This window comes from Ruegeria sp. CDSB114, assembly GCF_059611025.1.
On record NZ_JBXWOT010000010.1, the window covers coordinates 15,898 to 41,476 of the forward strand.

24 protein-coding genes are annotated in these 25,579 nt (G+C 59.4%); 8 read left to right on the plus strand and 16 right to left on the minus strand.

Translation table 11 applies throughout. From position 1 onward, the window contains the following. Positions 1-3 precede the first annotated feature (3 nt). Positions 4-2,199, minus strand: a complete 2,196-nt coding sequence (locus AC2FIP_RS17330) for a primosomal protein N' (protein WP_496787444.1) — start codon at positions 2,197-2,199, stop codon at positions 4-6. Positions 2,200-2,287: 88 nt separating this feature from the next. Here AC2FIP_RS17330 and fsa point away from each other — a divergent pair, with 88 nt between their 5' ends. The 4 genes from fsa (at position 2,288) to AC2FIP_RS17350 (ending at position 5,526) form a co-directional block, all read left to right on the plus strand. Continuing rightward, positions 2,288-2,941 (plus strand): fructose-6-phosphate aldolase, encoded by a 654-nt coding sequence (gene fsa, locus AC2FIP_RS17335; RefSeq protein ID WP_496787446.1) that lies wholly within the window; start codon positions 2,288-2,290, stop codon positions 2,939-2,941. A 197-nt stretch (positions 2,942-3,138) separates the two neighbouring features. Further along, complete coding sequence (locus tag AC2FIP_RS17340) at positions 3,139-3,846, plus strand: DUF484 family protein (RefSeq protein WP_496692329.1); 708 nt, start codon at positions 3,139-3,141, stop codon at positions 3,844-3,846. Continuing rightward, positions 3,843-4,763, plus strand: coding sequence for a tyrosine recombinase XerC (locus tag AC2FIP_RS17345; RefSeq protein WP_496787449.1), 921 nt, complete (start codon positions 3,843-3,845; stop codon positions 4,761-4,763). Before AC2FIP_RS17340 ends, AC2FIP_RS17345 begins: the two co-directional genes overlap by 4 nt. Before the next feature lie 67 nt (positions 4,764-4,830). Next, a complete protein-coding gene (locus tag AC2FIP_RS17350; protein WP_496787450.1) occupies positions 4,831-5,526 on the plus strand; it encodes a CDP-alcohol phosphatidyltransferase family protein in 696 nt (231 codons plus the stop codon). A gap of 2 nt (positions 5,527-5,528) precedes the next feature. On the opposite strand, the gene AC2FIP_RS17355 is transcribed toward AC2FIP_RS17350, so the two are convergent. From AC2FIP_RS17355 to AC2FIP_RS17400, 10 genes are all read right to left on the minus strand, one after another. After that, entirely contained in the window at positions 5,529-5,996 is a 468-nt protein-coding gene (locus AC2FIP_RS17355) for a hypothetical protein (RefSeq protein ID WP_496787452.1), read from the minus strand. 76 nt (positions 5,997-6,072) lie between these two features. Continuing rightward, positions 6,073-6,528 (minus strand): methylated-DNA--[protein]-cysteine S-methyltransferase, encoded by a 456-nt coding sequence (locus tag AC2FIP_RS17360; RefSeq protein WP_496692328.1) that lies wholly within the window; start codon positions 6,526-6,528, stop codon positions 6,073-6,075. Positions 6,529-6,660: 132 nt separating this feature from the next. Next, positions 6,661-9,573: an isoleucine--tRNA ligase gene (ileS, locus tag AC2FIP_RS17365; protein WP_496787454.1), complete on the minus strand. Its 2,913-nt coding sequence runs from the start codon at positions 9,571-9,573 to the stop codon at positions 6,661-6,663. Positions 9,574-9,736: 163 nt separating this feature from the next. Beyond that, positions 9,737-12,430 (minus strand): DUF2339 domain-containing protein, encoded by a 2,694-nt coding sequence (locus tag AC2FIP_RS17370; RefSeq protein ID WP_496787455.1) that lies wholly within the window; start codon positions 12,428-12,430, stop codon positions 9,737-9,739. A 95-nt stretch (positions 12,431-12,525) separates the two neighbouring features. Next, positions 12,526-13,005 (minus strand): DUF2269 family protein, encoded by a 480-nt coding sequence (locus AC2FIP_RS17375; protein ID WP_496701455.1) that lies wholly within the window; start codon positions 13,003-13,005, stop codon positions 12,526-12,528. Continuing rightward, positions 13,005-14,312 carry an SDR family oxidoreductase gene (locus AC2FIP_RS17380; RefSeq protein WP_496787456.1) on the minus strand — a complete coding sequence of 436 codons (1,308 nt, stop codon included), beginning with the start codon at positions 14,310-14,312 and terminating at the stop codon, positions 13,005-13,007. Before AC2FIP_RS17380 ends, AC2FIP_RS17375 begins: the two co-directional genes overlap by 1 nt. A gap of 91 nt (positions 14,313-14,403) precedes the next feature. Continuing rightward, positions 14,404-15,114 (minus strand): VIT1/CCC1 transporter family protein, encoded by a 711-nt coding sequence (locus AC2FIP_RS17385; RefSeq protein ID WP_281973820.1) that lies wholly within the window; start codon positions 15,112-15,114, stop codon positions 14,404-14,406. 54 nt (positions 15,115-15,168) lie between these two features. Next, positions 15,169-16,158, minus strand: a complete 990-nt coding sequence (locus AC2FIP_RS17390) for a YcjF family protein (RefSeq protein ID WP_496787517.1) — start codon at positions 16,156-16,158, stop codon at positions 15,169-15,171. Continuing rightward, positions 16,151-16,606, minus strand: a complete 456-nt coding sequence (locus AC2FIP_RS17395) for a GNAT family N-acetyltransferase (protein ID WP_142640138.1) — start codon at positions 16,604-16,606, stop codon at positions 16,151-16,153. Before AC2FIP_RS17395 ends, AC2FIP_RS17390 begins: the two co-directional genes overlap by 8 nt. Continuing rightward, the gene (locus AC2FIP_RS17400) at positions 16,603-18,015 is read right to left on the minus strand and encodes a YcjX family GTP-binding protein (RefSeq protein WP_496787457.1); all 1,413 of its coding nucleotides are present in this window, start codon (positions 18,013-18,015) and stop codon (positions 16,603-16,605) included. Before AC2FIP_RS17400 ends, AC2FIP_RS17395 begins: the two co-directional genes overlap by 4 nt. Positions 18,016-18,123: 108 nt before the next feature. Here AC2FIP_RS17400 and truA point away from each other — a divergent pair, with 108 nt between their 5' ends. Next, complete coding sequence (gene truA, locus AC2FIP_RS17405; RefSeq protein WP_496703816.1) at positions 18,124-18,891, plus strand: tRNA pseudouridine(38-40) synthase TruA; 768 nt, start codon at positions 18,124-18,126, stop codon at positions 18,889-18,891. Here the strand turns inward: truA and AC2FIP_RS17410 are convergent. From AC2FIP_RS17410 to AC2FIP_RS17430, 5 genes are all read right to left on the minus strand, one after another. After that, positions 18,888-19,790, minus strand: a complete 903-nt coding sequence (locus AC2FIP_RS17410; RefSeq protein WP_496787459.1) for a nickel/cobalt transporter — start codon at positions 19,788-19,790, stop codon at positions 18,888-18,890. The genes truA and AC2FIP_RS17410 overlap by 4 nt on opposite strands. Further along, positions 19,775-20,410: a DUF1007 family protein gene (locus tag AC2FIP_RS17415; RefSeq protein ID WP_496787460.1), complete on the minus strand. Its 636-nt coding sequence runs from the start codon at positions 20,408-20,410 to the stop codon at positions 19,775-19,777. The genes AC2FIP_RS17410 and AC2FIP_RS17415 overlap by 16 nt, the downstream gene beginning before the upstream one ends. Positions 20,411-20,495: 85 nt before the next feature. Continuing rightward, positions 20,496-21,284 carry a thioesterase family protein gene (locus AC2FIP_RS17420; RefSeq protein WP_496787462.1) on the minus strand — a complete coding sequence of 263 codons (789 nt, stop codon included), beginning with the start codon at positions 21,282-21,284 and terminating at the stop codon, positions 20,496-20,498. Between the two features lie 26 nt (positions 21,285-21,310). Then, positions 21,311-22,546 carry an acyl-CoA dehydrogenase family protein gene (locus AC2FIP_RS17425; protein WP_496787463.1) on the minus strand — a complete coding sequence of 412 codons (1,236 nt, stop codon included), beginning with the start codon at positions 22,544-22,546 and terminating at the stop codon, positions 21,311-21,313. Positions 22,547-22,735: 189 nt separating this feature from the next. Further along, positions 22,736-23,092 (minus strand): hypothetical protein, encoded by a 357-nt coding sequence (locus tag AC2FIP_RS17430; RefSeq protein ID WP_496701077.1) that lies wholly within the window; start codon positions 23,090-23,092, stop codon positions 22,736-22,738. A 174-nt stretch (positions 23,093-23,266) separates the two neighbouring features. Between AC2FIP_RS17430 and AC2FIP_RS17435 the strand changes: the two genes are divergently transcribed. From AC2FIP_RS17435 to AC2FIP_RS17445, 3 genes are all read left to right on the plus strand, one after another. Next, on the plus strand, positions 23,267-24,100 hold the full coding sequence (locus tag AC2FIP_RS17435; protein ID WP_496692319.1) for a bifunctional allantoicase/(S)-ureidoglycine aminohydrolase: 834 nt from the start codon (positions 23,267-23,269) through the stop codon (positions 24,098-24,100). An 81-nt stretch (positions 24,101-24,181) separates the two neighbouring features. Further along, positions 24,182-24,502, plus strand: coding sequence for a hypothetical protein (locus tag AC2FIP_RS17440; protein WP_496709656.1), 321 nt, complete (start codon positions 24,182-24,184; stop codon positions 24,500-24,502). A 54-nt stretch (positions 24,503-24,556) separates the two neighbouring features. Next, positions 24,557-25,543 carry a type I glyceraldehyde-3-phosphate dehydrogenase gene (locus AC2FIP_RS17445; protein ID WP_496703820.1) on the plus strand — a complete coding sequence of 329 codons (987 nt, stop codon included), beginning with the start codon at positions 24,557-24,559 and terminating at the stop codon, positions 25,541-25,543. Positions 25,544-25,579 lie beyond the last annotated feature (36 nt).

The window sequence follows — 25,579 nt, forward strand, 5'->3', positions numbered from 1 at the left end:
AGGTCAGTAGAAATTTTGCGGGTCAATATCAACGGTCAGCCTGATGTCACCCTTCAGCCGCAGCGGTGCTATCCAACGGGCGATGGCATCCTGAATTGGCGCTCCTTTGGGGGCTTTGACCAGCAGCCGCACCCTGTGTCGCCCGCGGATACGCGCAATGGGCGCAGGCGCAGGACCAAAGACCTGCGCACCGATCTGCCGCAACGGGGCGTCGTTGCGGGCCATGGCGTTGCCGATGTCAAAAACAGGACCGACCTCGGGGCCAGACAGAACGATACCGGCCATGCGTCCATAGGGGGGAACACCGGCGGCCAACCGCCCGGCGGCCTCGGCTTTCCAGAACCCTTCTTCATCGCCCGAAAGGATGGCGCGAATGACGGGATGTTCCGGTTGGAAAGTCTGTAACAGCGCTTGTCCAGGCTTATCCGCGCGCCCGGCGCGGCCAGCCACCTGCCGCATCAGCTGGAATGTGCGTTCGGCGGCGCGCAGGTCCGCCCCATGCAGGCTGAGATCGGCGTCAATGACACCCACCAGTGTCAGTTTCGGAAAATTGTGCCCCTTGGCCACCAGCTGCGTACCAATGACGATATCGGCGTCACCGGCAGCAATCTCTTCGATCTTTGCTTTCAATGCGCGCGCCGATCCGAACAGATCGGATGACAGCATGGCAATATTCGCCTCGGGAAATGTTGCCTCAGCCTCTTCAGCCAGCCGTTCGATCCCCGGCCCGACCGGGGCCAGCTTGCCCTCGACCTGACAGGAGGGGCAGACCTCGGGCATGGGTTTGGTCTCACCGCATTGATGGCACATCAGACGCTTGAGAAACCGGTGTTCAACCATGCGCGCATCGCAGTGATCACAGGCAACCTGCTCGCCACAAGCCCGGCACAGGGTGACCGGCGCATATCCCCGGCGGTTAATAAACAGAAGGGATTGTTCACCCCGCTCGATCCGCTGATGGACGGCCTGCCGCAGCGATGGAGAAATCCACGTCCCCGGCTGCATCTGTTCGGCCCGCATGTCGATGGGCTTCATCTCGGGCAACACCGCATCACCAAAGCGCGAGGTCAAATCGAGCCGCTCATACTTGCCTGCTTCGGCATTGGCCCAGCTTTCCAGTGACGGCGTCGCACTTGCCAGAACAACGCGCGCGCCGCAAATGGCGGACCGCAGCACAGCCATGTCACGGGCGCTGTAATGCACCCCGTCTTCCTGTTTGTACGAGGTGTCATGTTCTTCATCGACCACGACCAACCCAAGATTGCGAAACGGCAGAAACAGGGCCGAGCGCGCGCCGACAACCAGCTGTGCATCGCCCTGCCCCACCATGCGCCAGACTCGGCGGCGTTCGGTCATCGTCGCGCCCGAATGCCACTCTGCCGGGCGCGCGCCGAAACGTGCCTCAACGCGCGTCAGGAATTCGGCGGTCAGGGCAATCTCGGGCAACAGAACCAGCGCCTGCCGCCCCTGGCGCAACGCTTCGGCGACGGCCTCAAGATAAACCTCGGTCTTGCCCGACCCGGTGACGCCTTTCAGCAAGGTCGTGCCATAATCACCCGTTCGCAGACCAGATTGCAGGGTTTCCACTGCTGCGGCCTGATCATCGGTCAACGCCTTGCCCGGCAGATCCGGATCCAGATGTGGATAGGGCAGATCGCGCGGGCTGTCTTCTTCGCGAACCGCACCGAGTTTGACCAACCCCTTCACGACTGAAGAGGTCACACCCGCCTGTTCGGCCAGTTCCTTCAGCGTAAAGGCCAACCCGCCGTAGTCGCGCAGCACCTCCAACACACGGGTCCGCGCGTCGGTCACCCTGTCAGGGTCCCTGTCGCCAAGCCGATAAATTTTACGCATTGAAGGTGGGTCGCCCAGCCCAGGCGCCCGCGTCGCCAATCGCAACATTGCTGGCATCGGAGTCAGCGTGTAATCGGCGACGCGCCCCAGAAACAGGCGCATCTCTTCGCGCATCGGCGCGACTTCAAGCACCCGGATTACCGAGCGGGCCTTGGCAAGATCAAAGCCACCCTGCCCCGGCCCCCAGACCACGCCCAAGACCTTGCGCGGGCCCAGCGGCACCTCGACAAAAGCGCCTAGAAAGCACCCGCCCTCGGGCGCCTTATAGTCCAGCGTCCGGTCCAGCGGTTGGGCGGTCAGCACCGCCACCAGCTCACCTTGGTCGAAAAACTCCTGAGTGCTCAATGCATATCCTTGGCAAGGGGTTCCAGCATGGGTCTCTTTGAGGTAAAGCCATCCGCGACCAAGGCCAACCCATCAAAGGACTGCCCGCATGAAATTCTTCGTAGACACAGCCGAGATCGACGCAATCGCCGAACTGAACGATCTGGGCATGGTGGACGGTGTCACCACCAACCCTTCGCTGATCCTGAAGTCAGGCCGCGATATTCTGGAAGTGACCAAGGAAATCTGCGATCTGGTCGACGGACCGGTCTCGGCCGAAGTCGTGGCAACCGAAGCCGACGACATGATTGCCGAAGGTCGCAAGCTGGCCAAGATCGCCCCGAATATCGCTGTCAAAGTGCCGCTGACATGGGCGGGCCTGAAAACCTGCAAAACGCTTAGTGACGAAGGCCAGATGGTCAATGTGACCCTCTGCTTTTCGACCAATCAGGCGATTCTGGCCGCCAAAGCCGGCGCAACTTTCATCTCGCCCTTCATCGGACGTCTGGATGACATCAACCTAGATGGCATGGACCTGATCGCTGATATCCGTCAGGTCTATGACACTTACGGATATGAGACCGAAATCCTCGCCGCATCGATCCGCACCGTGAACCACGTGACCGACAGCGCCCGTATCGGCGCTGATGTCATCACCGCACCACCCGCTGTGATCAAAAAGCTGGCCGATCATCCGTTGACCGATAAAGGCCTTGAAACCTTCCTGTCCGATTGGGCCAAAACGGGTCAGAAAATCCTCTGATTCTGCGCGAACCCGCGCGGCGCCCCTGGCGCCGCGCTCGGCCCAGCTGCTTTGAATCTGATCTCGGATCAGATCTCTGCAGACCGGAGTTTTCCCGACCACATTCCCCGCGAAATTCAAATTGACGCTCATTTTTCCCGAGGCAGATCCGGCAAGCCGTGCTATAAGGCCGAAAAATAAAAAAGACCGGACAGGACATGAGCAGCAACACCATACTCAAGGACACCTTGCGCGAGGCGATTCTGGCCGAACCAGATGCCATTCTGGATGACAAGGACCTGATGCAGGCCCTCGTCACCGCAAATGAGCAGGCGCGCGGGAATAACGTCATCGACCTGCGCGGCATAGCCATGCAACGGCTCGAGGCCCGGCTGGACAGGCTGGAGGATACGCACCGCTCGGTCATTGCGGCAGCCTATGAAAATCTGGCCGGCACAAATCAGGTTCACCGGGCCATTCTTCGGCTACTTGAACCAGTCGGATTTGAGGAATTCCTGCACATACTTGGTGCAGATGTGGCTGACATACTGCGTGTCGACCGCATTACGCTGGTTCTTGAAACGACGGCAGTCCAGAAAGACCCGGCAATCTCAAGACTTGCAGGCGTGCTGGCCATCGTCGAACCCGGTTTCGTCGACAACTATCTGACCTTTGACCACAGCGGCCCTGCACGCGAGGTCGTCTTGCGTGAAATTATCCACCCCGCGCACAGGATATTCGGCAGTGATGCGGATCACCTGCGCTCGGAAGCTTGTCTGAGGCTGGATTTGGGCGAAGGCCGCCTGCCTGGCATGATCATCATGAGCGCAAAAGACCCCAGGCACTTTACGCCAAAGCTGGGCACGGATCTTCTGACTTTCTTTGCTGGTGTCTTCGAACGGTCGATGCGCCATTGGCTGTCGTGAGCCTTATTTCTCCGGCTTGTCGTGACGCACTGCAAAACTGGCTTGATGGCCTGGGGGCCTTGTCAGGCCGGTCCGAAAACACGCTTACCGCCTATCGGGGGGATGTGTCCGAATTTCTGTCCTTCATGACACTGCACCATAGCGAAAGTCAGGGGATGGCGGCGATTGCACGGATTACAATCTCGGACATGCGGGCATGGATGGCCGATCAGCGCGCATCCGGCGTTGGCTCGCGCTCGCTTGCGCGCAAACTTTCCGCCGTAAAAACCTTCTACCGTTGGCTTTCCGAGCGTGAAGGGTTTGAGCCGACCGCAGTTCTGTCGACGCGCGCCCCCAAATTTACCCAAAAACTCCCTCGACCCATGGCCGAGGATGCCGCACGTGCGATGATTGAAACGGTCGAGATGCAATCAGCCAGCGACTGGGTTTCTGCCCGCGACGTTGCAGTCGTTACTCTTTTATATGGCTGTGGTTTGCGTATTTCCGAGGCTCTCTCACTGACCGGAGCGGATACCCCTTTGCCCAACTCGCTGCGGATCACCGGCAAGGGCAACAAAGAAAGGGTCGTCCCGGTCCTGCCGGTCGCTCAAATAGCTGTAGATCAATATGTAAAGCTGTGCCCCCACCCCCAATCCAGGGAGAAGGCACTGTTTCGCGGGGTTCGCGGAGGCCCCCTGAACCCCCGAGCCATCCAAGGTGTGATGGCCAAAGCGCGCCAGCAGCTTGGGCTGCCCTCCACTGTAACACCCCATGCCATGCGCCACAGTTTCGCGACCCACCTGCTGTCTGCGGGCGGTGATCTACGCACCATTCAGGAATTGCTGGGCCACGCATCGCTGTCCACCACCCAAGCATATACTGCGGTCGACACGGCGCGCCTGATGGAAGTTTACAACCGCACCCACCCAAAAGCCTGAGCAAACGCTATCCACATTGACCGGGCTTTTGGTTTGCATCTGGCCCGCGCATCATTCAAGAGACACCATGACACACAGATTCAAAGCTCTTTCCGTACATCTATTCACCGCGACCGGCGCCGTATTTGCAATGCTCGCCATGCTGGCCGCCGTCGAAGAGAAATGGAGCCTGATGTATCTGTGGCTGGTCGTCTCGTTCATTGTGGACGGTATCGACGGCCCCTTGGCGCGGCACTATCACGTCAAAAAGAACGCCCCGGAATTTGACGGCGTGCTTCTGGATCTGATCATTGATTACCTGACCTATGTGTTCATCCCGGCCTTTGCCCTGTTCAAATCGGGCTTGATGGACGGCTGGACCGGCTGGTTCGCCATCATTGTCATCACCTTTGCCAGCGCTATGTATTTTGCCGACACTAGGATGAAGACGAAGGACAATTCCTTTTCCGGCTTTCCGGGCTGCTGGAACATGTTCGTCATTGTGATCTTCGCGCTCGAGCCCAATTTCTGGGTTATCCTGCTGCTGGTGACGCTGCTTTCGCTGGCGATGTTCCTGCCATTGAAGTTCATCCACCCAGTGCGCACAGAACGCTGGCGCAATGTGTCATTGCCGATGGCATTTGCCTGGACCTTCTTCGCCGGATGGGCTGCCTGGGTCGATTTCCACCCCGAAAGCTGGGCCCATTGGGGTCTGGTGATCACCAGCTTGTATCTGGTGTTCGCAGGAATTGCCCAGCAGGTGATCCCGCCAGGCAAAGCATAAGGTCACAGGACCTCCTGCACCTCGAACTCGGTTCCGTTATGAGCGAACACATCACCCTGTTGCAGGCCAGCCATCGCCAAGTAAATCGGGCTTTGGGTTGAGATGCCCATATAGGTTTTGCCGTCCACTTCGAACCGCGTGGTCGAGATGCAGACCACAAAGCGCCGGTTGTTGAACTTGACCACCGCACCCGGTTGCACCCTGTCGGTCAAATCAAAATCCGTATTCTCGATCACATCGATCTTGGCATGATGAGCATGAACCGGCGCATCGAAGGCTGCTGCCAGATCGGCATTCTCACGCGAGGCCGCGATGTCATCCTTGTCATGCCCTTCCCGGTCATCAAGCTGCGAATCTTTCAGGAAAGCGTCGTAATGCGCCTGTGCGGTCGCAAGCTCTTGCTCCTCAAGCGACATAAGGCGGTCGATGATGGCCTTTTTACGAGCTGCCAGGTCTGGTTGATCGGTCATACCATGCGATCCTTTGAAATCTCTATTTGAAACAAATTGGGCATCAACCAGCGGGATTGCAACAGAATTCCGCTTTCTAGATCAGCAGACCGGCGGCGCGTTCATGGCGCAACAGCGCGACTTTGGTTTCAATCCCGCCATCACCTGAAAACCCGCCCAGCCCGTTTGCGGCCAGCACCCGGTGGCAGGGGATAATCACCGGAATGGGATTGGCGCCACAGGCCTGCCCCACAGGTTGCGGGGGCTGACCGAGTTCCTTCGCGAGATCACCATAAGTTCTGGTTTCGCCCAGCGGAATGGCAAACATCAGGTCGCAAACCTGACGCAGGAATTCCGACCCCTCGATACGGTAAGGCAGATCGAACCTGTCCAACCGCCCCTGATCATAGGCGCGCAGCTGCGCGGCGGCCTCCTGCAACAGGGGCGTGACTTCGCCCTGATTGCCGCCATTCCAGATCAGACGCGTCACCGCGCCATCTGTTCCTTCAACACCCAAAGTCCCGAAACGGGTCTCAACCGCAATCATTCCCATGCGAACAGGCTGACAGAAACCGCGCGCATCACAACCCGAATTCTGCGGATCCGGATCTTCATCTGGCCAAAAATACCTCGGAGCGCGAGGCAGAGCCTCGCAAAAGACTCCGCCTCAGCCGCAGAACACTGATTAGCTCAGCGCGTCGTTACAACGCCCGCACACGCCGTCATGCTCATGGCGCCCAACATCAGGCAGGATTTTCCAGCAGCGCTGACATTTCTCGCCCTCAGCCTTTTCGAACACCACGGCCACGCCCTCGATTTCCGGCAGGCGGAACGCCTCGGCCGGGGCCGGATCTCCGGTGACGGTCAAACCGGACGTGATGCACATGTCATCGACGTCAAACGTTGCCAGAAGATTGCGGGTTTCACCATCTTCGACATGCACGATCGGTGCGGCCTCAAGGCTGGAACCGATGACCTTATCCTGTCTCTGAACTTCGAGCGCGGCAGTCACAGCGCGGCGGACCCGGCGGATCTTGGCCATGCCAGCCTCAAGCTCGGTATTGCGCCAGTCGGCAGGCGACTCCGGGAAGTCCACCAGATGGACCGAGCTGTCGTCACCCGGAAAACGCTCCAGCCAGACCTCTTCCATAGTGAAGACCAGAACTGGGGCCAGCCATGTGGTCAGACGGTGGAACAGTATATCCAGCACGGTGCGCGCGGCACGACGGCGCAGATTGTCGCCGTCGCAATACAGCGCATCCTTGCGGACGTCGAAATAGAAGGACGACAGATCAACGGTTGCAAAGGTGAACACCGCACTGAACACGCCCTGGAAGTCGAAAGACGCATATCCTTTTCGCACCTGTTCATCCAAATCGGCCAGACGGCTGAGCACCCAGCGTTCCAGGCGCGGCATATCCGCAGGGTCCACCCGGTCGGCCTCAGAAAAATCAGCCAGCGAGCCCAGCATGAACCGCATGGTGTTGCGCAACCGACGATAGCTGTCGGCGGTGCCCTTCAGGATTTCGGGTCCGATCCGCTGGTCAGCGGTGTAATCGGTCTGAGCCACCCACAGGCGCAGGATATCGGCACCGTATTGCTTGATGACCTCTTCGGGCACGATGGTGTTTCCCAGCGATTTGGACATCTTGTTGCCCTTGGCATCGAGCGTAAAGCCATGGGTCACCACGTTGCGATAGGGCGCGCGGCCCTTGGTGCCGCAGGCCTGCAGCATGGACGAATGGAACCACCCACGATGCTGGTCGGTGCCTTCCATATATACATCGGCGATGCCGTCCTCGGTGCCGTCCTCACGGTCGCGCAGCACAAAGGCATGGGTCGAGCCCGAATCGAACCAAACATCCAGAACGTCGAACACCTGATCCCAGTCATCCGGGTTATAGTCATTGCCCAGGAAGCGCTCTTTCGCGCCGTCAAGATACCAGCAATCGGCCCCGTCCTGTTCAAACGCTTCTTTGACGCGCGCATTCACGCCAGGGTCGCGCAGCAGAAAATCGGGATCGGTCGGCAAAGCGCCCTTCTTGGTAAAGCAGGTCAACGGTACGCCCCAGGCGCGCTGGCGCGACAGAACCCAGTCTGGCCGGGCCTCGATCATGGAATACAGACGGTTCCGGCCGGTCTGCGGGGTCCATTTCACCAACTCGTCGATCGAACGCAGGGCGCGTTCGCGGATGCTATCGCCCATTTCGCCCATGCCGTCGTCCAGTTTGCGGTCGACCGAGGCAAACCACTGCGGCGTGTTGCGATAGATGATCGGAGCCTTCGAGCGCCAGGAATGCGGATAGCTGTGCTTGATCTTTCCGCGGGCCAGCAGCCCGCCGACCTCGACCAGCTTGTCGATGATGGCTTTGTTGGCGTCGCCTTCGCCGCCCTTGCGGGACAGGATGTATTTGCCGCCAAAGAACGGCAGATCAGCGCGGAACGAACCATCGTCCATCACGTTATAGGTGATGACCTGCTCCAGCATGCCAAGATCACGGTAGAGCTCAAATTCCTCCATCCCGTGCGACGGCGCGCAGTGAACCAACCCCGTTCCTTCGGTGTCGGTCACGAACTCAGCCGCGCGGAAGTCACGGATGTCGTCCCATTCGCCATTGCCGCCCTTGGCCCCGGCCAGCGGGTGGGCCAGTTGGACAGATGACAGCTCATCGGCTGTGACATCACGGACGCGGGTCCACTGGTCGTCGTTCAAGCGGGCGCGGCCCAGCACGTCAGCGGCCAGATTGTCCGCCAGCAGGAACTTGTCGCCAACAGCAGCCCAGCATTCCTCTGGCGCATCAGTGACTTCGTACAGCCCGTAGGAGATGTCCTTGCCATAGACCACAGCCTTGTTCGACGGCATGGTCCAAGGTGTCGTCGTCCAGATCACAACAAACGCGTCATCCAGATCACCCGCATTCACAACCTTGAACTTCACCCAGATGGTGAAGCTTTCCTTGTCGTGATACTCGACCTCGGCTTCGGCCAGCGCGGTTTTTTCAACCGGCGACCACATGACTGGCTTGGACCCCTGATAGAGCGTTCCGTTCATCAGGAACTTCATGAACTCATCCGCGATCACAGCCTCGGCGTGATAGTCCATGGTGATGTAGGGATCGGCCCAGTTGCCGGTGATGCCCAGACGCTTGAACTCTTCACGCTGGATGTCGATCCAGCCCTCGGCGAACTTGCGGCATTCCTGACGGAAGTCGACAACGTTCACCTCGTCCTTGTTCTTGCCCTTCTTGCGGTACTGTTCCTCGATCTTCCATTCGATCGGCAGACCGTGACAATCCCATCCTGGCACATAGCGCGCGTCGTGGCCCATCATCTGATGGCTGCGCACGATCATGTCTTTGATCGTCTTGTTCAGCGCGTGACCGATATGAAGGTGACCGTTCGCATACGGAGGGCCATCGTGCAGGGTAAAGGGCGTGCGGCCCTGTTTTTCACGCAGGCGGTCATAGACACCGATCTGTTCCCAGCGTTCCAGCCATGCGGGCTCGCGCTTGGGCAGGCCTGCGCGCATGGGGAAGTCGGTTTTGGGCAGGTTCAGCGTATCTTTGTAATCAGGTGTTTGGGTCGTGTCGGCGCACATTGGGGGCGTCCTTTGGATGATCTGGTCGTATTGGGATCGAAGCGGTCGGTGCGAGTTCTCAAACACCTTTGCCCGGCGTCTCAGTGGTCAGAGCGCCGGGGAAATAATTCGAATAATGATGGCCAGACGGGCATACATGGCCGCGCTTATAGGACGCTCACAGCTAATGGTCCAGAGGTTCCGCCTCTTGTGGCGATTGGCGCAGCTTTGCCCAGCGATTCAGCCACGCCAAACCGGCCAGTGCAAGCCCCAGCGCCAGCAGCGAAAAGACCCGGATCAGGCCGCCCAGCCCGGCGATGTCGATCAGAAATACCTTAGCCACGGCCAGTCCGATCACAACCAGCCCCACTTTGCGCAACAGGTCGGACCGACGGGCCAAAGATTGATAAAATAGCGCCGCGCCTGCAATCAAAAGGGCCAAGGTATAGGTGTAAAGCTCTGGTTGGTTGACCCCAGCCCCGACATACATGCCACCGGGACCCTGCCAGAAATGACGAATAGAAGCACCCAACCAATATGCTGCAAGCGCACCCGCAAGACCGAAACAGCCCTGCCGCAACCAAACCGGCATCTGTTCAATGCGCCAGGCTGACATGGCAAGGACCCCGGCAGGAAGAAGGTAGGCTATGGCAAGCGTGTTCATCAGCGCAGGCCCCAACACGGGATCACTGTGCACATAAAGAACGGGATTTGCCTCGGTCAGCGCTTGCGCGAGTCGGAACAGGGCATGGGCGGCAAAGAACGTCGCCAGCCCATAGCGGACATAGTTCAACGGCCCGCCCAAATCGAACCGCCGTATCTGTGCCGCCGCCAACAGCAGCCAGATCACCGCCATCAGGCCCAACCCCCAATGGCTATCCTCCATCCCGCCTTGACCGAACGCTTCCAGCCAGCGCAACAGCAGCAATGACAGCAATATCCCCGCGGTTGCCCAGGCTGCGCTTTCCAGCAGCAAGATTGCAACGGGGCGGTTCAATCCCCGGATCAGGCCCCAGGCGAGAACATATCCAAGGGTGGCGGCGCCATAGACCAACGTCATTTCACCGACCGGCACCGTATTGGCCCAGTACAGGCCCGGGTTCAGGATCAGCCGCACAGTCACCGTGAAGACCCCGGCCCAGATAAACCAACTGAGCTGAGGCAGGTTGAACCGACGATCCAGCGCAGCAGCGGCTACAACGGTCACAACCAGCGCAATCGTCAGGGCGCCAGAACTCAGCACGATGACACAGGCAAATGCAAGACAGGACAGCGCGGATAACGTGGCCAGCGCAGGACGTATACGTTGTTCACCATCCACGCGCGCATAGCGTTCGGCAAAGACCACCATCAAGGCACCCAGAGCCATTGCGTGCAGCCCCCAGAAATACGCGCCCAAAACCTCGGCCGGGCGCCAAGCGATCTCAAGAGCGATGGCAAGTATCGGTGCGGTTATTACCGCCCCAGCCGCCCAGACCACGCCATAGCGCCCCTGCTGCATCGATCGCCACGCCGCCGCAACCGACAGGGCTGCACCCAGTGCCACAAGCAATGTCACGACAAAGGGAAAATCCGCCTCGGGGGTTTCGGCATAGGTCTCAGCAAAACGCTGTGCGACTTTGCCACGATCCAAACCCTGGAGAAATACGAGCCAGACAAGGCCAACAATCGGGAAAACACTGATGTCCTGAAGCGCCCTCGCCCCGCTTGTCCAAACGATCATCGCAAAAGCCAGACCAGCCAAAAGCGTCAGGCTCAACCAGAACTCACCGGCGGAATCCGGCCAGTGCAGCGCCAGGATGGCCGAGCTGACCGCAACCGCACCGAATGCCAGACGCGTCGGAAACTCGGGCCATGCCTCGCCGCTTTGGCGTCGGATCATTTCGCTGACCATCGGGCCGGTGTGATCAGGCCAAATTCGCCGGACCGGAATCGCAATAGTGATGAGCGCAAAGGCGGTGATGCAGGTCAGATAGCCCGGCTCTGTCATCGGTTCCGACAGGACCAGCAGCAGACACGAAGAATAACCTCCGACCAGTGTCAGAACCGAAATCCACGCCCATCGGCGCACTGTATCTATGCCCAGGCCCAGAACCGTTATGGTCAGGAAGTAGCCATATAACCAGGTCGGATCATCCGAAGAGCCACCGACCAAGAATGGGGCGGCAAAGGCACCTGTCAGTCCGACAGCTGCCAATAGCGGACCATGGAACCAGCCCAAAACCAGCCCGACAGATGCAACGCCAATCATGGCGACAAGCGCAAATTCAGGGCCGATCAAGCCATATAGTTGCCGCGCCGCCAGAACGCCGCCAAACAGTGTGACCAGCCCCGCGCCTGAGAACACCGAGGGCAAATAGGCGCTCGCGGAGTCCACGCCATCGCCATAGCGCCTGCGAATGACCTCTCCGCTGACAATCAGCGCCGCGCCAAACAGCAATGCGGCAACGACACGTGCCGACGGCGGCAGCAACCCGTTCTCGACGCCGTATTGCACCAAGAAAATTCCGGCCAGTGCCAGCGACAGTGCCGAAACGACATAGAACCAGTTTTCCTGCAGCCATTCCTGCAGCAACGCGAAACGGTCAGAGCTGAAAACCAGTGCTTCTTGAGGAGATTGCGGGGGGATTGGCTGTTCGGTCTCAGGTTGGTCGGCTATCGGCCACACTGGAGGCGCTTTGGTCGGAATATCCTGCGCCTTGGGCTCGGGCTCTGTCGCGGGTTCTGGTTCAGTATTGGTGCCTTGTTTCAGTGACAGGATGTCCGCCTCTAACCGGACGACCCGCCGCCGCAACCGAACCTGACTGACAAGCAGCAGCACAATGGCCAAAGGAATAGCCAGCGCAACCAACGCAAGAAGGACCAGAAGGGATTCCAACCTGTTTCTCCTATCAAATTCTCTGCAGGCTAACCTGATGCATCAGGTAGAAACAGTCCGGAATACCGTCCTGCATACCGCGACATGGCCTGAAATCAAAACAGGTCTATCGAAGGGCGGGAAATCATGAGCCAGACTATGGCCAAAACGGCCAGAAATGCGGGGATCCCACATGCAAACCAAAGCCGGAACAATATGAAATACGAACGCGGCAGAGCAGTATCGCGATCTGCCGCCTCTTGCGCGAGGTTCCGCATCTTTATCTGCATCCAGACGACCGGCAGCCAGAAAGCTCCGGTCAGGACATACAGCAATAGGGACAGCAGCACCCACCCCTCGGTCAGTGACCAACCCAACCTATAAGCCAGCAGGCCCCCAGAAATCGGCTGTACAACAACGGCGGTTGTGGTGAACAGCATATCGGCCAGCACCACGATTGCCGCCGTCTGGGCGATGAAACGCGGGTCGCGTGACCGATGGGCCATCAGCATGAAGAATGCGATTCCGGCCCCGGTTCCCAACAAGACGCAAGCCCCGATCACATGAAACCAGCGCAAGATCAGATCCGGGTCCATCATCGGCTTTTCACCATTGGCAGTGCGACCAGAGACAACATGATCGCGGGCATGACCTTAACAAGCGGTCCAAGCGGGTCGAGCCACAAGGCAGGAGCCGTAATTGAGGCCGCCAATAGGTAGAAAACCGCCACACAAAGTTGAGCGATGCAGGCGCGTTCTGCCCATGGTCGCCAAAGGATCGCAAGCCCCAGACCGATATCGACACATGACCAGAACAGCACGCTGGCCACAGCGGCACCACTGGTCCAGCCTGCGACGGTCAGAACCTGTGTGGCCTGCGACAAGGCCAGCACTCCGAAGACACCTGAGAGGACCCAGAACAGGCTGAGCGCTGCAACCGTCAACGGCATCAGCAACGATATTCGTGCTGCCAACCTGTGTTCGCGTGAACAGGCCATGCTGCGGTAAATCTCGGGCATTGAGCGCATGGATTGACCTGTAACCTTACGATATGGGGCCGGGTCGCCCGGCACGCCGCTAGCCATGACTGTCATTGCGTTGCTGCGCAGGGGCGACCGCCACCCCAAGCGCCCAAGTTGATCGGCGCAACCGGCGGCGAATTTAGCAACCACAGCCGGTGCCGTTATCCGAACACGTGCCTTAGGGAACCCCATCCAACGGCGGGTTTCGCCCAAAACCTCGGACAGCGAATGAGCCTGATCCTCGACCAGATCATAGGTTCCCTGTGGCAACGTCTCATCAATGGCCGCCGCCACGGCGCTGCACAAATCGGCCAGTCCAACACATTGAACCAGCGTCTGCGGAAAGGCGATCGGTTGCACAAGCGGAATTGCGGCCAGCATGCGCAACAAGGTCGTTCCACCATAGTCAGTCTGCCCGATCACAAGGCCCGGCCTTAGAATCCACAGCGGCACGCCACTGGCCTGCAAGGCGGCATCCCCGGAGGCTTTGGTGCGCATGAATTCCGTGTCTGCCTCTGGGCTGCTTCCGGTTGCAGAAATCTGAACCAAAGCAATCTCGCGCGCGGCGCAGGCCTGCCCGAGGGCGGCAATCGCAGTGTGATGCACCGCCTCAAGATTGTCCTTTGGTCCGTCCTGCAACGCCCCGGCGCAGTTCACGATACAATCAAAACCTGACAGAATTTCCCGCCAATCGTGTGGGTGCGTGAGCTGGCGCAAATCTCCCTGAGCCAAAGACATCCCGGGCAGGATTTTCTCACCCAGGTTTGTATCGCGCACAAGGCCGCATACATTAGCCCCTCGATCCGAAAGAGACCGCATCATCGCCGCGCCGATAAACCCATAAGCGCCTAGAACAAGTATATTTTTCCCAGAACCTTGCATCGGGCACCTTACATGCTGAAGTTGCGCCCCAACCTAGCGGGTCGAGCGGCAGCCGTCTGCGGCACCGGGCAAACTGCGACAATTCCGACCGCTAGGGGTGAAACAGTGAACCGACGAAATAGGCGATTGCGGCAGCGGCCCCACCAATCAGCAGCGTTTCGATCCCTGACCGCCACCACGGAGCCAGCGACCAGCGGCTTTTGAGGGCACCAATGGCAAAGAAAACACCCATCGTCATCCAGGCCGAAGCAGCAAATGCCCGGTCCACCGAAAACAGAAACGGCAAAAGCGGAACCATGCCGGCCACAAGAAAGGCAAAAAACGTCGCCACCGCAGCTTTGCGCGGATGCGGATCGACGCTGCCCAGGCCATATTCTCCCTCGATCATCAGGTCGATCCAGTTGTCATGGTTTTCCGTGATCGCATCGGTGGCTTCGTCCAGCACACGGCCCGACAGTCCTTTCTGGGCTAAAATCTCGCGCACCTCGTTCCGTTCACCATCGGGATAAAGATGTATATGACGCTCCTCGATCGCGCGAATGCGCCGGATGTTATCCAGTTCAGCCTTGGTGCCCGAGTAGTTACCCGCCGCCATCGAAAACCCGTCAGCCAGCACATTGGCCAGCCCCAGCGCGATGATGATGAACGGTGACAGCCCCGCCCCGGCAACGCCCGCAACGATGGCAAAAGTGGTGACTGATCCATCGATCCCGCCGTAAACCACATCACGCAAAACGCCACGCCCCGGCGGCGCGTTGATACGTGCCGCGATTTCTTGCTGGCTGTGTCCATGGTCTGTCATGGGTGCCTCCTGCTTTGTTATGATGCGCGGCTGGCAGGAACGCTTTGTCTCAGGTCAAGTTTTCGAAAACAGCCCCGCCAGCGCACGCTTGATCATCGACCGGGTCGAGGGCTTGTGACGGTCCGAGAACGGTAAAGGACGGCAGACCTCCATGGCGGCCACGCCGACGCGCGCGCTAAGCGCCCCGTTAACCAGGCCTTCGCCAAACCGCCGCGACAGTTTGCTTAGGACAGAGCCGCCCAGCACCGGTTCCAGCAAGTCGTCGCCCATAGCCACGGCGCCGGTTGCAACCAGATGCACAAAGACCGCCCGGGTCAGGCGCCAACTGCCCAGAAAACCGGCCCGCCCACCATAGATCTCGGCAACGCGGCGGATCATCCGCAGCGAAGCGGCCAAAGCCGTCGCCACATCCGCAAGAGCCAAAGGAACCAGAGCGGTCACCGTCGCGACCTGACGCGCGGCGGCCTCGACTTCTCGACTGGCCGCGGCATCCAGAGGGGCCAGCAGCTCATTCTCGGCCAGAGCCATCAGATCCGAGGCATCGAAAGGCTCGGCGATACGTTCGGCCAGCCTATCGCGGCCCCATCGAACGTCCTCGCGCCCGTTGTAAAATGCCAACAACCGGTTGGTTACGGCGCGGGCTTGCGTCAGATCCGCCTCTGCCAACGCGGTGTCTGCGGCGCGACGGATGCCATCCACACGCGAAAGCCGCCCGATCGCAGCAAGTTCCCGCAAAGCGATGATCAGGGCAACCAGCAGCAACGCGCCAATCAGACCAGTTACGACCCATCCCAAAACCGGCGCGCGTAACAGCAAAGCGGTCACAAAATCCCATGCCGCCACCGAGACAACCGCGCCGATGACCGCTGCCGCCAGCCCCCAGAACCAGCGTGACAGGGCCGACGGTTTCCGTGCAGCCAGACGCGCGGCGGCCTGCATCGCCTTCCCCTGTGGTTCGCCCGCATCCGGAACGGGCGGTGCCAAAGCGACATCCGCAACAGGTTCCTCGGGATCAAGATCGATCAGAACCGGACCCTTAGCCATCAGCAGCCCTTTCTCTGTTCCAGACAAATTTGATGTCCGGCAGGTTTTCGTCATTATCGGCCCCGTCACCGCGGGCAATCTCGGCAAATCCGTTGCGCTCGTAGAATCTTCGCGCGCCATGGTTGGCCTGAAAGGCGAACAGGGACAGCTTTTGTCGGCCAGATTTTGCCTGATCCAACAGGCGCTGCCCGATCCCCTGATTGCGCGCTGACGCACGCAGGTAAAGCGAATGGACCTCTGAACCATTCAATGCCAGAAAACCAACTACACCATCCTCATTTTCAGCAACGGTGATCCAGTCGCGATCAATCATCACGCCGCAAAAGGCGATGGTTTCGGCGCAGGAATGCAGCTCTGGCATCCACTCATTTTCACAAGCAAAACCATGCAGAATTTTCCCCGTCGCGCCAGCATCGGTGCTGCGCGCAGGGCGGAGCGTTACAGTCATAGTCGGTCTCCGATCAGGAACTGGGCCGCGCGATCAAGCCGGATATGGGGCGGGCCGTCACCCGATCGCAGGGTCAGGTTCGCAGGTGCAAAACTCATGAACCCATAGTCTTCGCCCAGCCAGCTTTCTGCTCCGCTGCGGGCTGGCCCCAACAAATGAGCCGGGTCTTCGGGCAACTCACCGGGGTAGAAGGCCGCCTGCTTGCCGTCAAGCAAAGTGCCCCGCACGCAGGCAAGCGGCACTCCTTCATGGGTTCGCATCTCTTCGGTTGTTGCCCGCAAAGCCGCCAGTGACACAGCCGAGGTCTCGGCCCCGGCAAAACTGGCGCGGTCACGGGCGTCGCGTGTCAACGCCTCCATGATGCTGGTCAGACGTGGATGCTGCAGGTGGTGCAAATGATCGGCCTTGGTGGCGGCAAATAAAATGCGCTCGACCCGTTTGCCCAGAAGATACTGGCTGAGCCACGCGTTGCGCCCCGGACGGAAGGCCGACAGAATATCTCCCATCGCCCGGCGCATATCCTCAACCGCTTTCGGCCCTTTGTGAATCGCACCCAGCGCGTCGACCAGAACAACCTGTCGATCGATCCGGGCAAAATGTTCGCGAAAGAACGGTTTGACCACGCGCAATTTATAGGCTTCGTAGCGCCGTGCCATTTCGCGGTGCAGGCTGTTACGGGTGGCGACCCCTTCGACTGGCAGCGGCGCGAAGGTCAGAACCGGTGATCCCGCCAGATCACCCGGCAACAGGAACCGCCCCGGCGTACAATCGTAAAACCCGGCATCGCGCGCCGTGTTCAGATAGCCCGAGAACGCCTGCGCCAAAGATTGCGCCACCGGCTCATCATGTTTTGCCTCTGGCGCGACCGCTTTGGCCTGCGCCAGAAAATCTTGTGCCTCGGCCCGCTCTGTGATGCGGTTCAGCGTTTCGGTTGACCAGTCGTCATAGGATTTGTCCAGCAGGGCCAAGTCCAGCAACCATTCGCCCGGATAATCCACAATATCCAGATGCACGGTTCGCGGCCCCTTCAGGCCAGACAGCAGACCGGCAGGGCGAACCTTGAACGACAGGCGCAACTCGGACACGGCGCGGGTGCTTTCGGGCCAATGCGGGTTTGGCCCGGTCAGCGCAGCAAGGTGGTTTTCATAGTCGAACCGGGGCACGGTATCATCCGGCTGCGGCTGAAGGTAAGCTGCGTTGATCCGTCCCTCATGCTGCGCAACAAGGCCCGGCATTCGCCCACGGTCCAGCAGGTTTGCAACAAGCGAGGTGATGAACACCGTTTTGCCCGAACGCGCTAACCCGGCGACACCAAGGCGGATGACCGGCTCGAACAGAGCTTCGGAAACGCTGTCGCCCACGGATTCCATGCCGCGCACAAGACTGTCTGCCATAGATGAGATGACCAAGCCGTCGCCCCGCTTTTATCGTTTCGCTCAAGATAGGTAGCCACCGTCCGACATGCCAGCGCTTTCCGGCCCCTTGCCCGCCGCCGCGCAGCACGGTACCAGCAGCCCATGCCCAGATACGCGTTGAAAGTCGAATATCACGGAAAGCCGTTTGCCGGGTGGCAAAGGCAGAAAGATCAGCCCTCGGTTCAGGGGGCGATCGAAGAGGCATTGTCGCGGATACAACCGGGGGATCACACGATCGCTGCGGCGGGTCGCACCGATGCCGGTGTCCACGCGCTGGGACAGGTCGCCCATTGCGACCTGATCAAGGAATGGGACCCTTTCCGACTGTCCGAAGCGCTGAACTATCACCTCAAGCCGCAACCAGTGGCCATCGTGAAAGCCGCACGGGTGGACGATGATTGGCATGCGCGGTTCTCGGCGCTTGAACGGCAATATCTGTTTCGCATCCTGATGCGCCGCGCGCCTGCAACCCATGACGCGGGGCAGGTTTGGCAAGTCAGTCACCCGTTGGATGTTGATGCGATGCAGGCCGCGGCGGACATGCTGACCGGACGGCATGATTTCACCACGTTCCGGTCCACGATCTGTCAGGCGGCCAGCCCGGTCAAAACGCTGGATGAGTTGCGGGTGGAACAGGTGCAGGGCTTTTCAGGTCCCGAGGTTCATTTCCACGTCCGGGCACGTTCGTTCCTGCACAATCAGGTGCGCAGCTTTGTCGGCACTCTGGAACGTGTCGGCGCCGGGTCCTGGACGCCCGAAGATGTGCGCGACGCGCTGCAAGCTGAGGATCGTGCCGCCTGCGGGCCGGTTTGCCCGCCACAGGGGCTGTATCTTGCGCGGGTCGGCTATCCGGACCCGGTGTTCGACTAAAGCGCGCTCAGCAACAACCCGCCAGCTATCACCGCTATCAACAACCCGGCGACCAACTCGATGGTTGGGGCCAGCACCTGTGCAAACCGCGTCGCTGAGGCCGAGGCCAGCATCCCCCCGCGCAGACCGAATGAGGTCCACCCTACCAGAGTGGTGACAGTCGCCGTGCCCAGCGCCATGCAGAACGCTCCGGCGATGCCGACCATGGCGATGCCCATCTGCCAGGTCAGAATCAACACAAACAGCGCCCCGGTGCAGGGGCGTGCGGCGATTCCGGCGATCAGCAACGCCGCCTCGCGCAGGCTACCGACCTGCGCCACCTCATCCGCAGACGGACCATGCCGGTGGCCGCAATCCGAACAGGTTTCGTGATCGTGGTGAGGATGATCTGCGCCGTGATCCCGGCTGCGTTTGGCAAAGCTCCGCAAGGCGCGAAACACTAGCCAAAGCCCGATCGCAGTGATCGCCCCATAGCTGACTGGGGCCATGATTTGCTCCGTTGTGTCGACCAGTCTTTCCCGAGACATCTGGAACACCAGCACACCGGCATAGACCAGAACAATCGCGGTTACGGCCTGTCCAAGGCTGGACAACACACTGATCGCTGAAAGCCGCCAGAACGCCACACGCCGACCAAGCCCATAGCCACCGATCAGGACTTTGCCATGCCCAGGACCGATGGCGTGGAAGAACCCGTAAGCGAAGCACACCGTCAACAAAGTCATGACCGCCTGAGGTTGTTCAGCGCGGGCAGCGCGCAGAGACCGCGCAATCTGGTTCTGAAATGCACGCTGTTCACCGGCAGCCCATGCCGCAAGTTGGTCAAACCCGCCGCTGAACCAGAACCAGAGCAGAACTCCGACCGCCAGAACAAACGGGACAATCAGGTATTTGGACATGAAATTCGGATCTCGGTTGCAAAGTTTTCGCCCACCATCGGGATGTCATTTTCCTCAAGGTCGTAATTGGCATCCAGCGTCAGCAGAAACGCCTGCATTTGGGCAAGCTGTCCGTCGACATCCGGCTCAACCCGGTTGATCTGGCAGGTTTTACCGCCCGAAACCGTCACCGGGCGTGTCAGGTCATAGGCGGTATAATAGGTCTCATCAAAGGCCTTGGCCGTTAATGACGTGGCCGGTACAGGCCCCCCTTCGACACTGCGCAGATGCGAGGTCACGATGCGCCCGTCCTCCATCAATGCTTTCGGCTCCAGTGGGCCAGAAAGCGGCAATACCTCAGCCTCGGACCAGACGACCAGATCGCCGTTATAGCCTTGATCCCACTGTGCATCGAACCCGGACAGGAAATCCTGTTCGCTTTCACTTAGAAGACCGTCGCCATCCTGATCCAGCTTCATGTCTTCGAGGACAAGCAATGAGTAGAACTCGTCATAGGCCCAGGTCACACGGACATGGGTCAGCTGCCCGGAATCGTCCACAAAGAATTCCAGCCCCGTGTCGATAAAGACATGCGGGTGCGTCATCGCCGGGATCGGCAAACAGCAGGTCACTAGGGTCACAAGCCAGCGCATGGGCGAAAGATAGGGTGTCGGCCTGCGCCCGGCAATCCCATTTGGGCCGGGCGCGCAGAAGCTGGCCGATGGCTCAGGCAGGTGGGAACAACACAAGGGTCTGCAGGGCTGTTCCAACCGGCCCTTCGGTGTCATACAAAACCGATTGCGACATGCCGATACCCGAGGGCTGCCAATGGCAGACAGACTCGGAGGCCAGCCAATCCGAGACCGGCTCGCGGTGCACCTGAATCGTCAGATCGGTATTCATGAACCCCATCTCGGTTGTGGGGGCATTCCACGAAATGCCATTGCCGCAATCAGCCAGTGGACACAGCGCCTGAATCGGAGATTGCACCTCGTCCCCAAGCAACGGAGGCGTGCGCATCCAGATCGTTTTGGGACCGACGCCCTGATTTCCACCCTTGGGATAGAGGACATCGGAATAGGTCGCGAACCCCGGAAGATCGTGCCGAATTTCGCCGATGGGAAATGGGCCGTCTACCGAGTCCGCCAGTTGCGGAGATGAGAGAGCGGCATTGGGAACCGGGCCAAGGTCGCGGCGGGCAAGGTGCATAGTTGTGGCTACGGCACATAAAGTGTTGTCCAGATCGTGCACAGTAACCCGAGTGGTCGCCAGCGTTCTGGTGTGCCGCGTCGTCTCGGCCGCAACCCGCAACCCGGACAGGGGCAGCGGGCGCAGTAGATCGACCGTCAGCCGGGTCAGCATCTTGTCCGGTCCAATTTCAGATTCCGCGGCGCGTACGATCAGACCGCTGACCGGACCAGCATGGCAATGTTCGGCAGACCACGGGCCCCGCGCCGGGTCATTGCCGACAAAATCCCCATCCGCGCGAAGTCTGAAATAAGGCAACCTGGACATGTCAGATTTCAAGACCACTTGGGACCTCAGACCTTTTCCTGTGTATGCTTTTTCAGCTCGGTCCGTGCGACCTGACGACGATGCACCGCGTCCGGCCCATCAGCCAGCCGCAGGGTCCGTACATGCGTCCACGCGGTCGCCAGCGGCGTGTCCTGACTTACCCCTTGCCCGCCATACATCTGCACCGCCTCATCAATCACCTTCAATGCGACCCGCGGGGCCACGACCTTGATCTGGCTGATCCACGAGGCCGCCGCGCGCGCATCGCCCTGATCCATGTACCAAGCAGCCTTGAGGCAAAGTAGCCGGGCCATTTCGATCTCCATCCGGCATTCGGCTATGATATCGAAATTCGCCCCAAGCTGCGCCAGCTTCTTGCCAAATGCTTCGCGTTGCAGCGACCGTTTGCACATCTGCTCCAGGGCCATCTCTGCTTGCCCAATAGCGCGCATACAGTGGTGAATACGTCCCGGCCCCAATCGACCCTGAGCGATCTCGAACCCGCGCCCTTCGCCCAGCAGGATATTCTCGGCAGGCACCCGGACATTGGTAAAGCGAATATGCATATGCCCGTGCGGCGCATCATCATGGCCGTAGACTTCCATCGGGCGCAGCACCTCGATCCCCGGTGTTCCCGCCGGCACCACGATCATCGACTGGCGTTTGTGAACAGGCAGGTCATCACCACCAGTTCGGACCATGACGATATAGACCTTGCACCGCGGATCACCGGCGCCTGAGGCCCACCATTTCTCGCCATTCAGAACGTAGGAATCGCCGTCCAGCACACAGGACATCGAAACATTGGTGGCATCAGACGAGGCGACATCCGGTTCGGTCATCAGATAGGCCGAACGGATTTGCCCATCGAGCAGCGGCTTGAGCCACTCTTGCTTCATCTTTTCGGACCCGTACCGCTCGAATACTTCCATGTTGCCCGTATCTGGGGCCGAACAGTTGAAGATTTCGGCACCCAGCGGGGTCTTTCCCATTTCTTCAGCAAAAAAGGCGTATTCCACAGTTGTCAAACCCAGCCCTTTTTCACTGTCGGTCAGCCAGAAGTTCCACAATCCCGCCGCCTTGGCCTTGGCCTTCAACCCTTCAAGGATATCCGCCTGCCGGTCGGTATATTGCCAGCGGTCACCTTTGTTGATTTCAGCATGGAACTCTTCTTCCAGCGGCATGACTTCATTTCGGATCATCTCTGTTACGCGGGTCAGCAGTTCGCGGTTTTCCTCGCGCAGGCCGAATGACATGTTCATGAGTTTTCTCCTCCGCCCCGACACACGGGCATTACCTTTGGGCCGAGAATGACTTAGCCACCGTCATGATGTCCAGTTGGGTGACGGGACGTCACCCACCCCATATGAGATTAAACGGGTGCAGTAACCGGAGACTGGCGACCGTATAGCCGTCAATAACCTGCGTCGCGCGCGGGTATAGCAACCCAATTAGGGTGTGAAAATCCAGTTACCATTGGCATCCTGGCACCTGCGGGTTCTGATCTCACGGGTCTGCTCGGCACTCGGAGGTCGGATAAAATGCTGCAGATGCACGCAATTATCGCGGACCTCGCGCACACGGACGGTGCCCTTGGCCCCGGTCTCGGTGCTGATCCATTCACTTTCGGCACCAACCTGCGGCAAACCACTGCCCAGCATGGTGTCTGTGGTTGCACTCAGCAATGTGAAATCATCCGGGCTCAACCCCGACTCTGCGATGATGCGCGACAGCGGTTTCGCGCTGCCGGCAACACCAATGCTCAGCACCAGAACACCTGCAACTAATAGTGATCCCCAAATTCTCATACCGCCTCGCAATTCTGCAACCAATTTACATTCAAGGATATACCCGGGAAGGCACAGGGCCAAGCCCTAGTCTGCAACCTTCAAATTATCCCGAAGAAACCTATTGCAACTCTGACGCTAGGCCATGCCGAGCGTCCCTCGCATAGTGCACGAAACACGAACCAGAGGCATTTGATGGCACACCCGACTTATTATGCGCCCCATGGCGGACACCCCGGACAGGACACCCTGTTAACAGATCGCGCCATGTTCACCGAGGCCTATGCCGTTATACCCAAGGGTACGATGCGCGACATCGTCACCAGCTATTTGCCCTTCTGGGAAAACACCCGCCTGTGGGTTTTGGCACGCCCCCTTAGCGGGTTCGCCGAAACCTTTTCGCAATACATCATGGAGGTCCAACCCGGTGGCGGTAGCGATACGCCCGAAACGGACCCCGCAGCGCAGGCGGTGTTGTTCGTTGTCGAAGGGGCGGTCACATTGACGCTTGAGGGAAGTGTTCACGTTTTGGAAACTGGTGGATATGCCTATATCCCCGCTGGTTCCAAATGGGCGTTGCGCAACCATACGGAGCAGCCAGCGCGGTTTCATTGGGTTCGAAAGGCTTATGAGGCAGTGCCCGGCCTGCCCAAGCCGGACCCGATCATCACCAATGAACAAGAGGTCGCCCCGATCGAAATGCCGGGCACCGAGGGTCGCTGGGCCACAACACGTTTCGCGGATCCGCAAGACCTGCGCCACGACATGCATGTCAACATCGTGACTTTTGAACCCGGCGGCGTGATCCCATTTGCCGAAACCCACGTCATGGAACACGGGCTGTATGTGCTGGAAGGCAAAGCCGTTTACCGGCTGAATCAGGACTGGGTCGAGGTCGAAGCCGGAGACTTTATGTGGCTGCGCGCCTTTTGCCCTCAGGCGTGCTATGCGGGCGGTCCCGGGCGGTTCCGGTATCTGCTGTACAAAGATGTGAACCGCCAGATGCCTCTTTCACCAGGCGGGCGCTAGGATAAATTCGGCCTTGGCGGAACTCGGCAAGCGCGGTAATCTGGTGGAATAACAAACGGTTTTAGTTCAGGAGATTGTACGATGGCACTGCGCAATGTAACGCTGGCACTGGCGGCTGCAATCGGCCTGACGGCCCTGGATGTGAACCCTGCAACCGCCAAAGAGACGAATACCGTCAACGTCATGAGCCGTACCTGGGCCATTACCCAGGTTTCGGAAGCTCCGGTCGTATACCGTGCCACACGTGATAACAACAATCTCAACCCATTCGGCCCCCCGCCCCGGCTGCGCACTATTCAGGCCATCGCGGCTATTCAGCAGGCAACCGGGTGCAAGCCGATTGTGGCCAGCATGTACCAGAACATCTCGGGCCAGTTCTTTTCACAGGTCAGCTGTAACTGACCCGGACAGGAAACTGGCATTGAGGTTAATTCAAGCCCCTGCCATAGCTTGCACATGAAACTCGCAATTAACGGATTCGGCCGCATCGGCCGCACGATTTTGCGGCAGCTTCTGGCCATGCCGCTCGGTCACGACATCGAACTGGTGCTGATCAACGACATCGCACCGCTAGAGACCTGCGCCTATCTGTTCAAGTACGACAGCACTTTTGGGCCCTATCCGGGCAAAGTGGAACAGGGAACTGCGCAACTGGTTGTCGATGGGCACGCTATTCCTGTTACACACAGCCCCAACCTCAGCCGGGTTGATCTGTCCGGTGTAGATGTCCTGATGGACTGCACCGGCGTTGCCCGGACATCGGATGTTGCCAGTCAGGGCCTGACCGCAGGGGCAAGGAAAGTACTGATTTCCGGCCCCTCGCCCGCGACCGAGGCCACAATCGTTCTGGGTGCAAATGAGGATCAGCTGGGCAATGCGCGGATCGTGTCAAATGCCTCTTGCACCACCAACGGGCTGGCTCCGCTGGTCAAGGTTCTGGACGGGATCGCTGGTGTCGCGTCGGGCCATATGACCACCATCCACTGCTACACCAACAGCCAACCGATGATCGACGCTCCGCGTGGTGATCTGGCACGGTCACGCGCCGGAGCGCTGTCGATGGTCCCGACCACCACCAGCGCTATGCACTTGATAGACGAAGTCCTGCCCCATCTGGCCGGGCGCATCTCGGGCGCGGCAGTCAGGGTGCCGACCGCAAGCGTCTCGGCAATCGATCTGATCGTGACATTGGAACGCGGGATGAGTGCCGAGGGTTTTGAAACCGCCCTGCGTGCAGCCGTTGCAGAGTCTCCCGTTCTGGGTTGGACGGATGAGCCGCTGGTGTCGTCCGATTTGCGGACGCGGCCGGAATCTCTGATCATTGCAGGGCCAGAAACCCGGCAGATCGGCGAAACTCAGGTTCGTGTTTTTGGCTGGTATGACAATGAATGGGGGTTTTCAGCCCGCATGCTGGATGTCGCTCGTATGATGGCCGACACATAGGCGGATCGCGACCTAACGCGATCCGCCGATTTGCAT

Bases quoted from the DNA above. Each gene is read 5' to 3' on its own strand.
- ileS (WP_496787454.1), bottom strand. From the start codon at position 9,573: ATGTGCGCCGACACGACCCAAACACCTGATTACAAAGATACGCTGAAC.
- AC2FIP_RS17385 (WP_281973820.1), bottom strand. From the start codon at position 15,114: ATGACAGACCATGGACACAGCCAGCAAGAAATCGCGGCACGTATCAAC.
- AC2FIP_RS17395 (WP_142640138.1), bottom strand. From the start codon at position 16,606: ATGACTGTAACGCTCCGCCCTGCGCGCAGCACCGATGCTGGCGCGACG.
- AC2FIP_RS17360 (WP_496692328.1), bottom strand. From the start codon at position 6,528: ATGGGAATGATTGCGGTTGAGACCCGTTTCGGGACTTTGGGTGTTGAA.
- AC2FIP_RS17430 (WP_496701077.1), bottom strand. From the start codon at position 23,092: ATGAGAATTTGGGGATCACTATTAGTTGCAGGTGTTCTGGTGCTGAGC.
- AC2FIP_RS17375 (WP_496701455.1), bottom strand. From the start codon at position 13,005: ATGGACCCGGATCTGATCTTGCGCTGGTTTCATGTGATCGGGGCTTGC.
- AC2FIP_RS17355 (WP_496787452.1), bottom strand. From the start codon at position 5,996: ATGACCGATCAACCAGACCTGGCAGCTCGTAAAAAGGCCATCATCGAC.
- AC2FIP_RS17425 (WP_496787463.1), bottom strand. From the start codon at position 22,546: ATGAACATGTCATTCGGCCTGCGCGAGGAAAACCGCGAACTGCTGACC.
- AC2FIP_RS17350 (WP_496787450.1), top strand. From the start codon at position 4,831: ATGACACACAGATTCAAAGCTCTTTCCGTACATCTATTCACCGCGACC.
- AC2FIP_RS17390 (WP_496787517.1), bottom strand. From the start codon at position 16,158: ATGGCTAAGGGTCCGGTTCTGATCGATCTTGATCCCGAGGAACCTGTT.
- fsa (WP_496787446.1), top strand. From the start codon at position 2,288: ATGAAATTCTTCGTAGACACAGCCGAGATCGACGCAATCGCCGAACTG.
- AC2FIP_RS17435 (WP_496692319.1), top strand. From the start codon at position 23,267: ATGGCACACCCGACTTATTATGCGCCCCATGGCGGACACCCCGGACAG.
- AC2FIP_RS17340 (WP_496692329.1), top strand. From the start codon at position 3,139: ATGAGCAGCAACACCATACTCAAGGACACCTTGCGCGAGGCGATTCTG.
- AC2FIP_RS17440 (WP_496709656.1), top strand. From the start codon at position 24,182: ATGGCACTGCGCAATGTAACGCTGGCACTGGCGGCTGCAATCGGCCTG.
- AC2FIP_RS17445 (WP_496703820.1), top strand. From the start codon at position 24,557: ATGAAACTCGCAATTAACGGATTCGGCCGCATCGGCCGCACGATTTTG.
- truA (WP_496703816.1), top strand. From the start codon at position 18,124: ATGCCCAGATACGCGTTGAAAGTCGAATATCACGGAAAGCCGTTTGCC.
- AC2FIP_RS17410 (WP_496787459.1), bottom strand. From the start codon at position 19,790: ATGTCCAAATACCTGATTGTCCCGTTTGTTCTGGCGGTCGGAGTTCTG.
- AC2FIP_RS17420 (WP_496787462.1), bottom strand. From the start codon at position 21,284: ATGTCCAGGTTGCCTTATTTCAGACTTCGCGCGGATGGGGATTTTGTC.
- AC2FIP_RS17380 (WP_496787456.1), bottom strand. From the start codon at position 14,312: ATGCAAGGTTCTGGGAAAAATATACTTGTTCTAGGCGCTTATGGGTTT.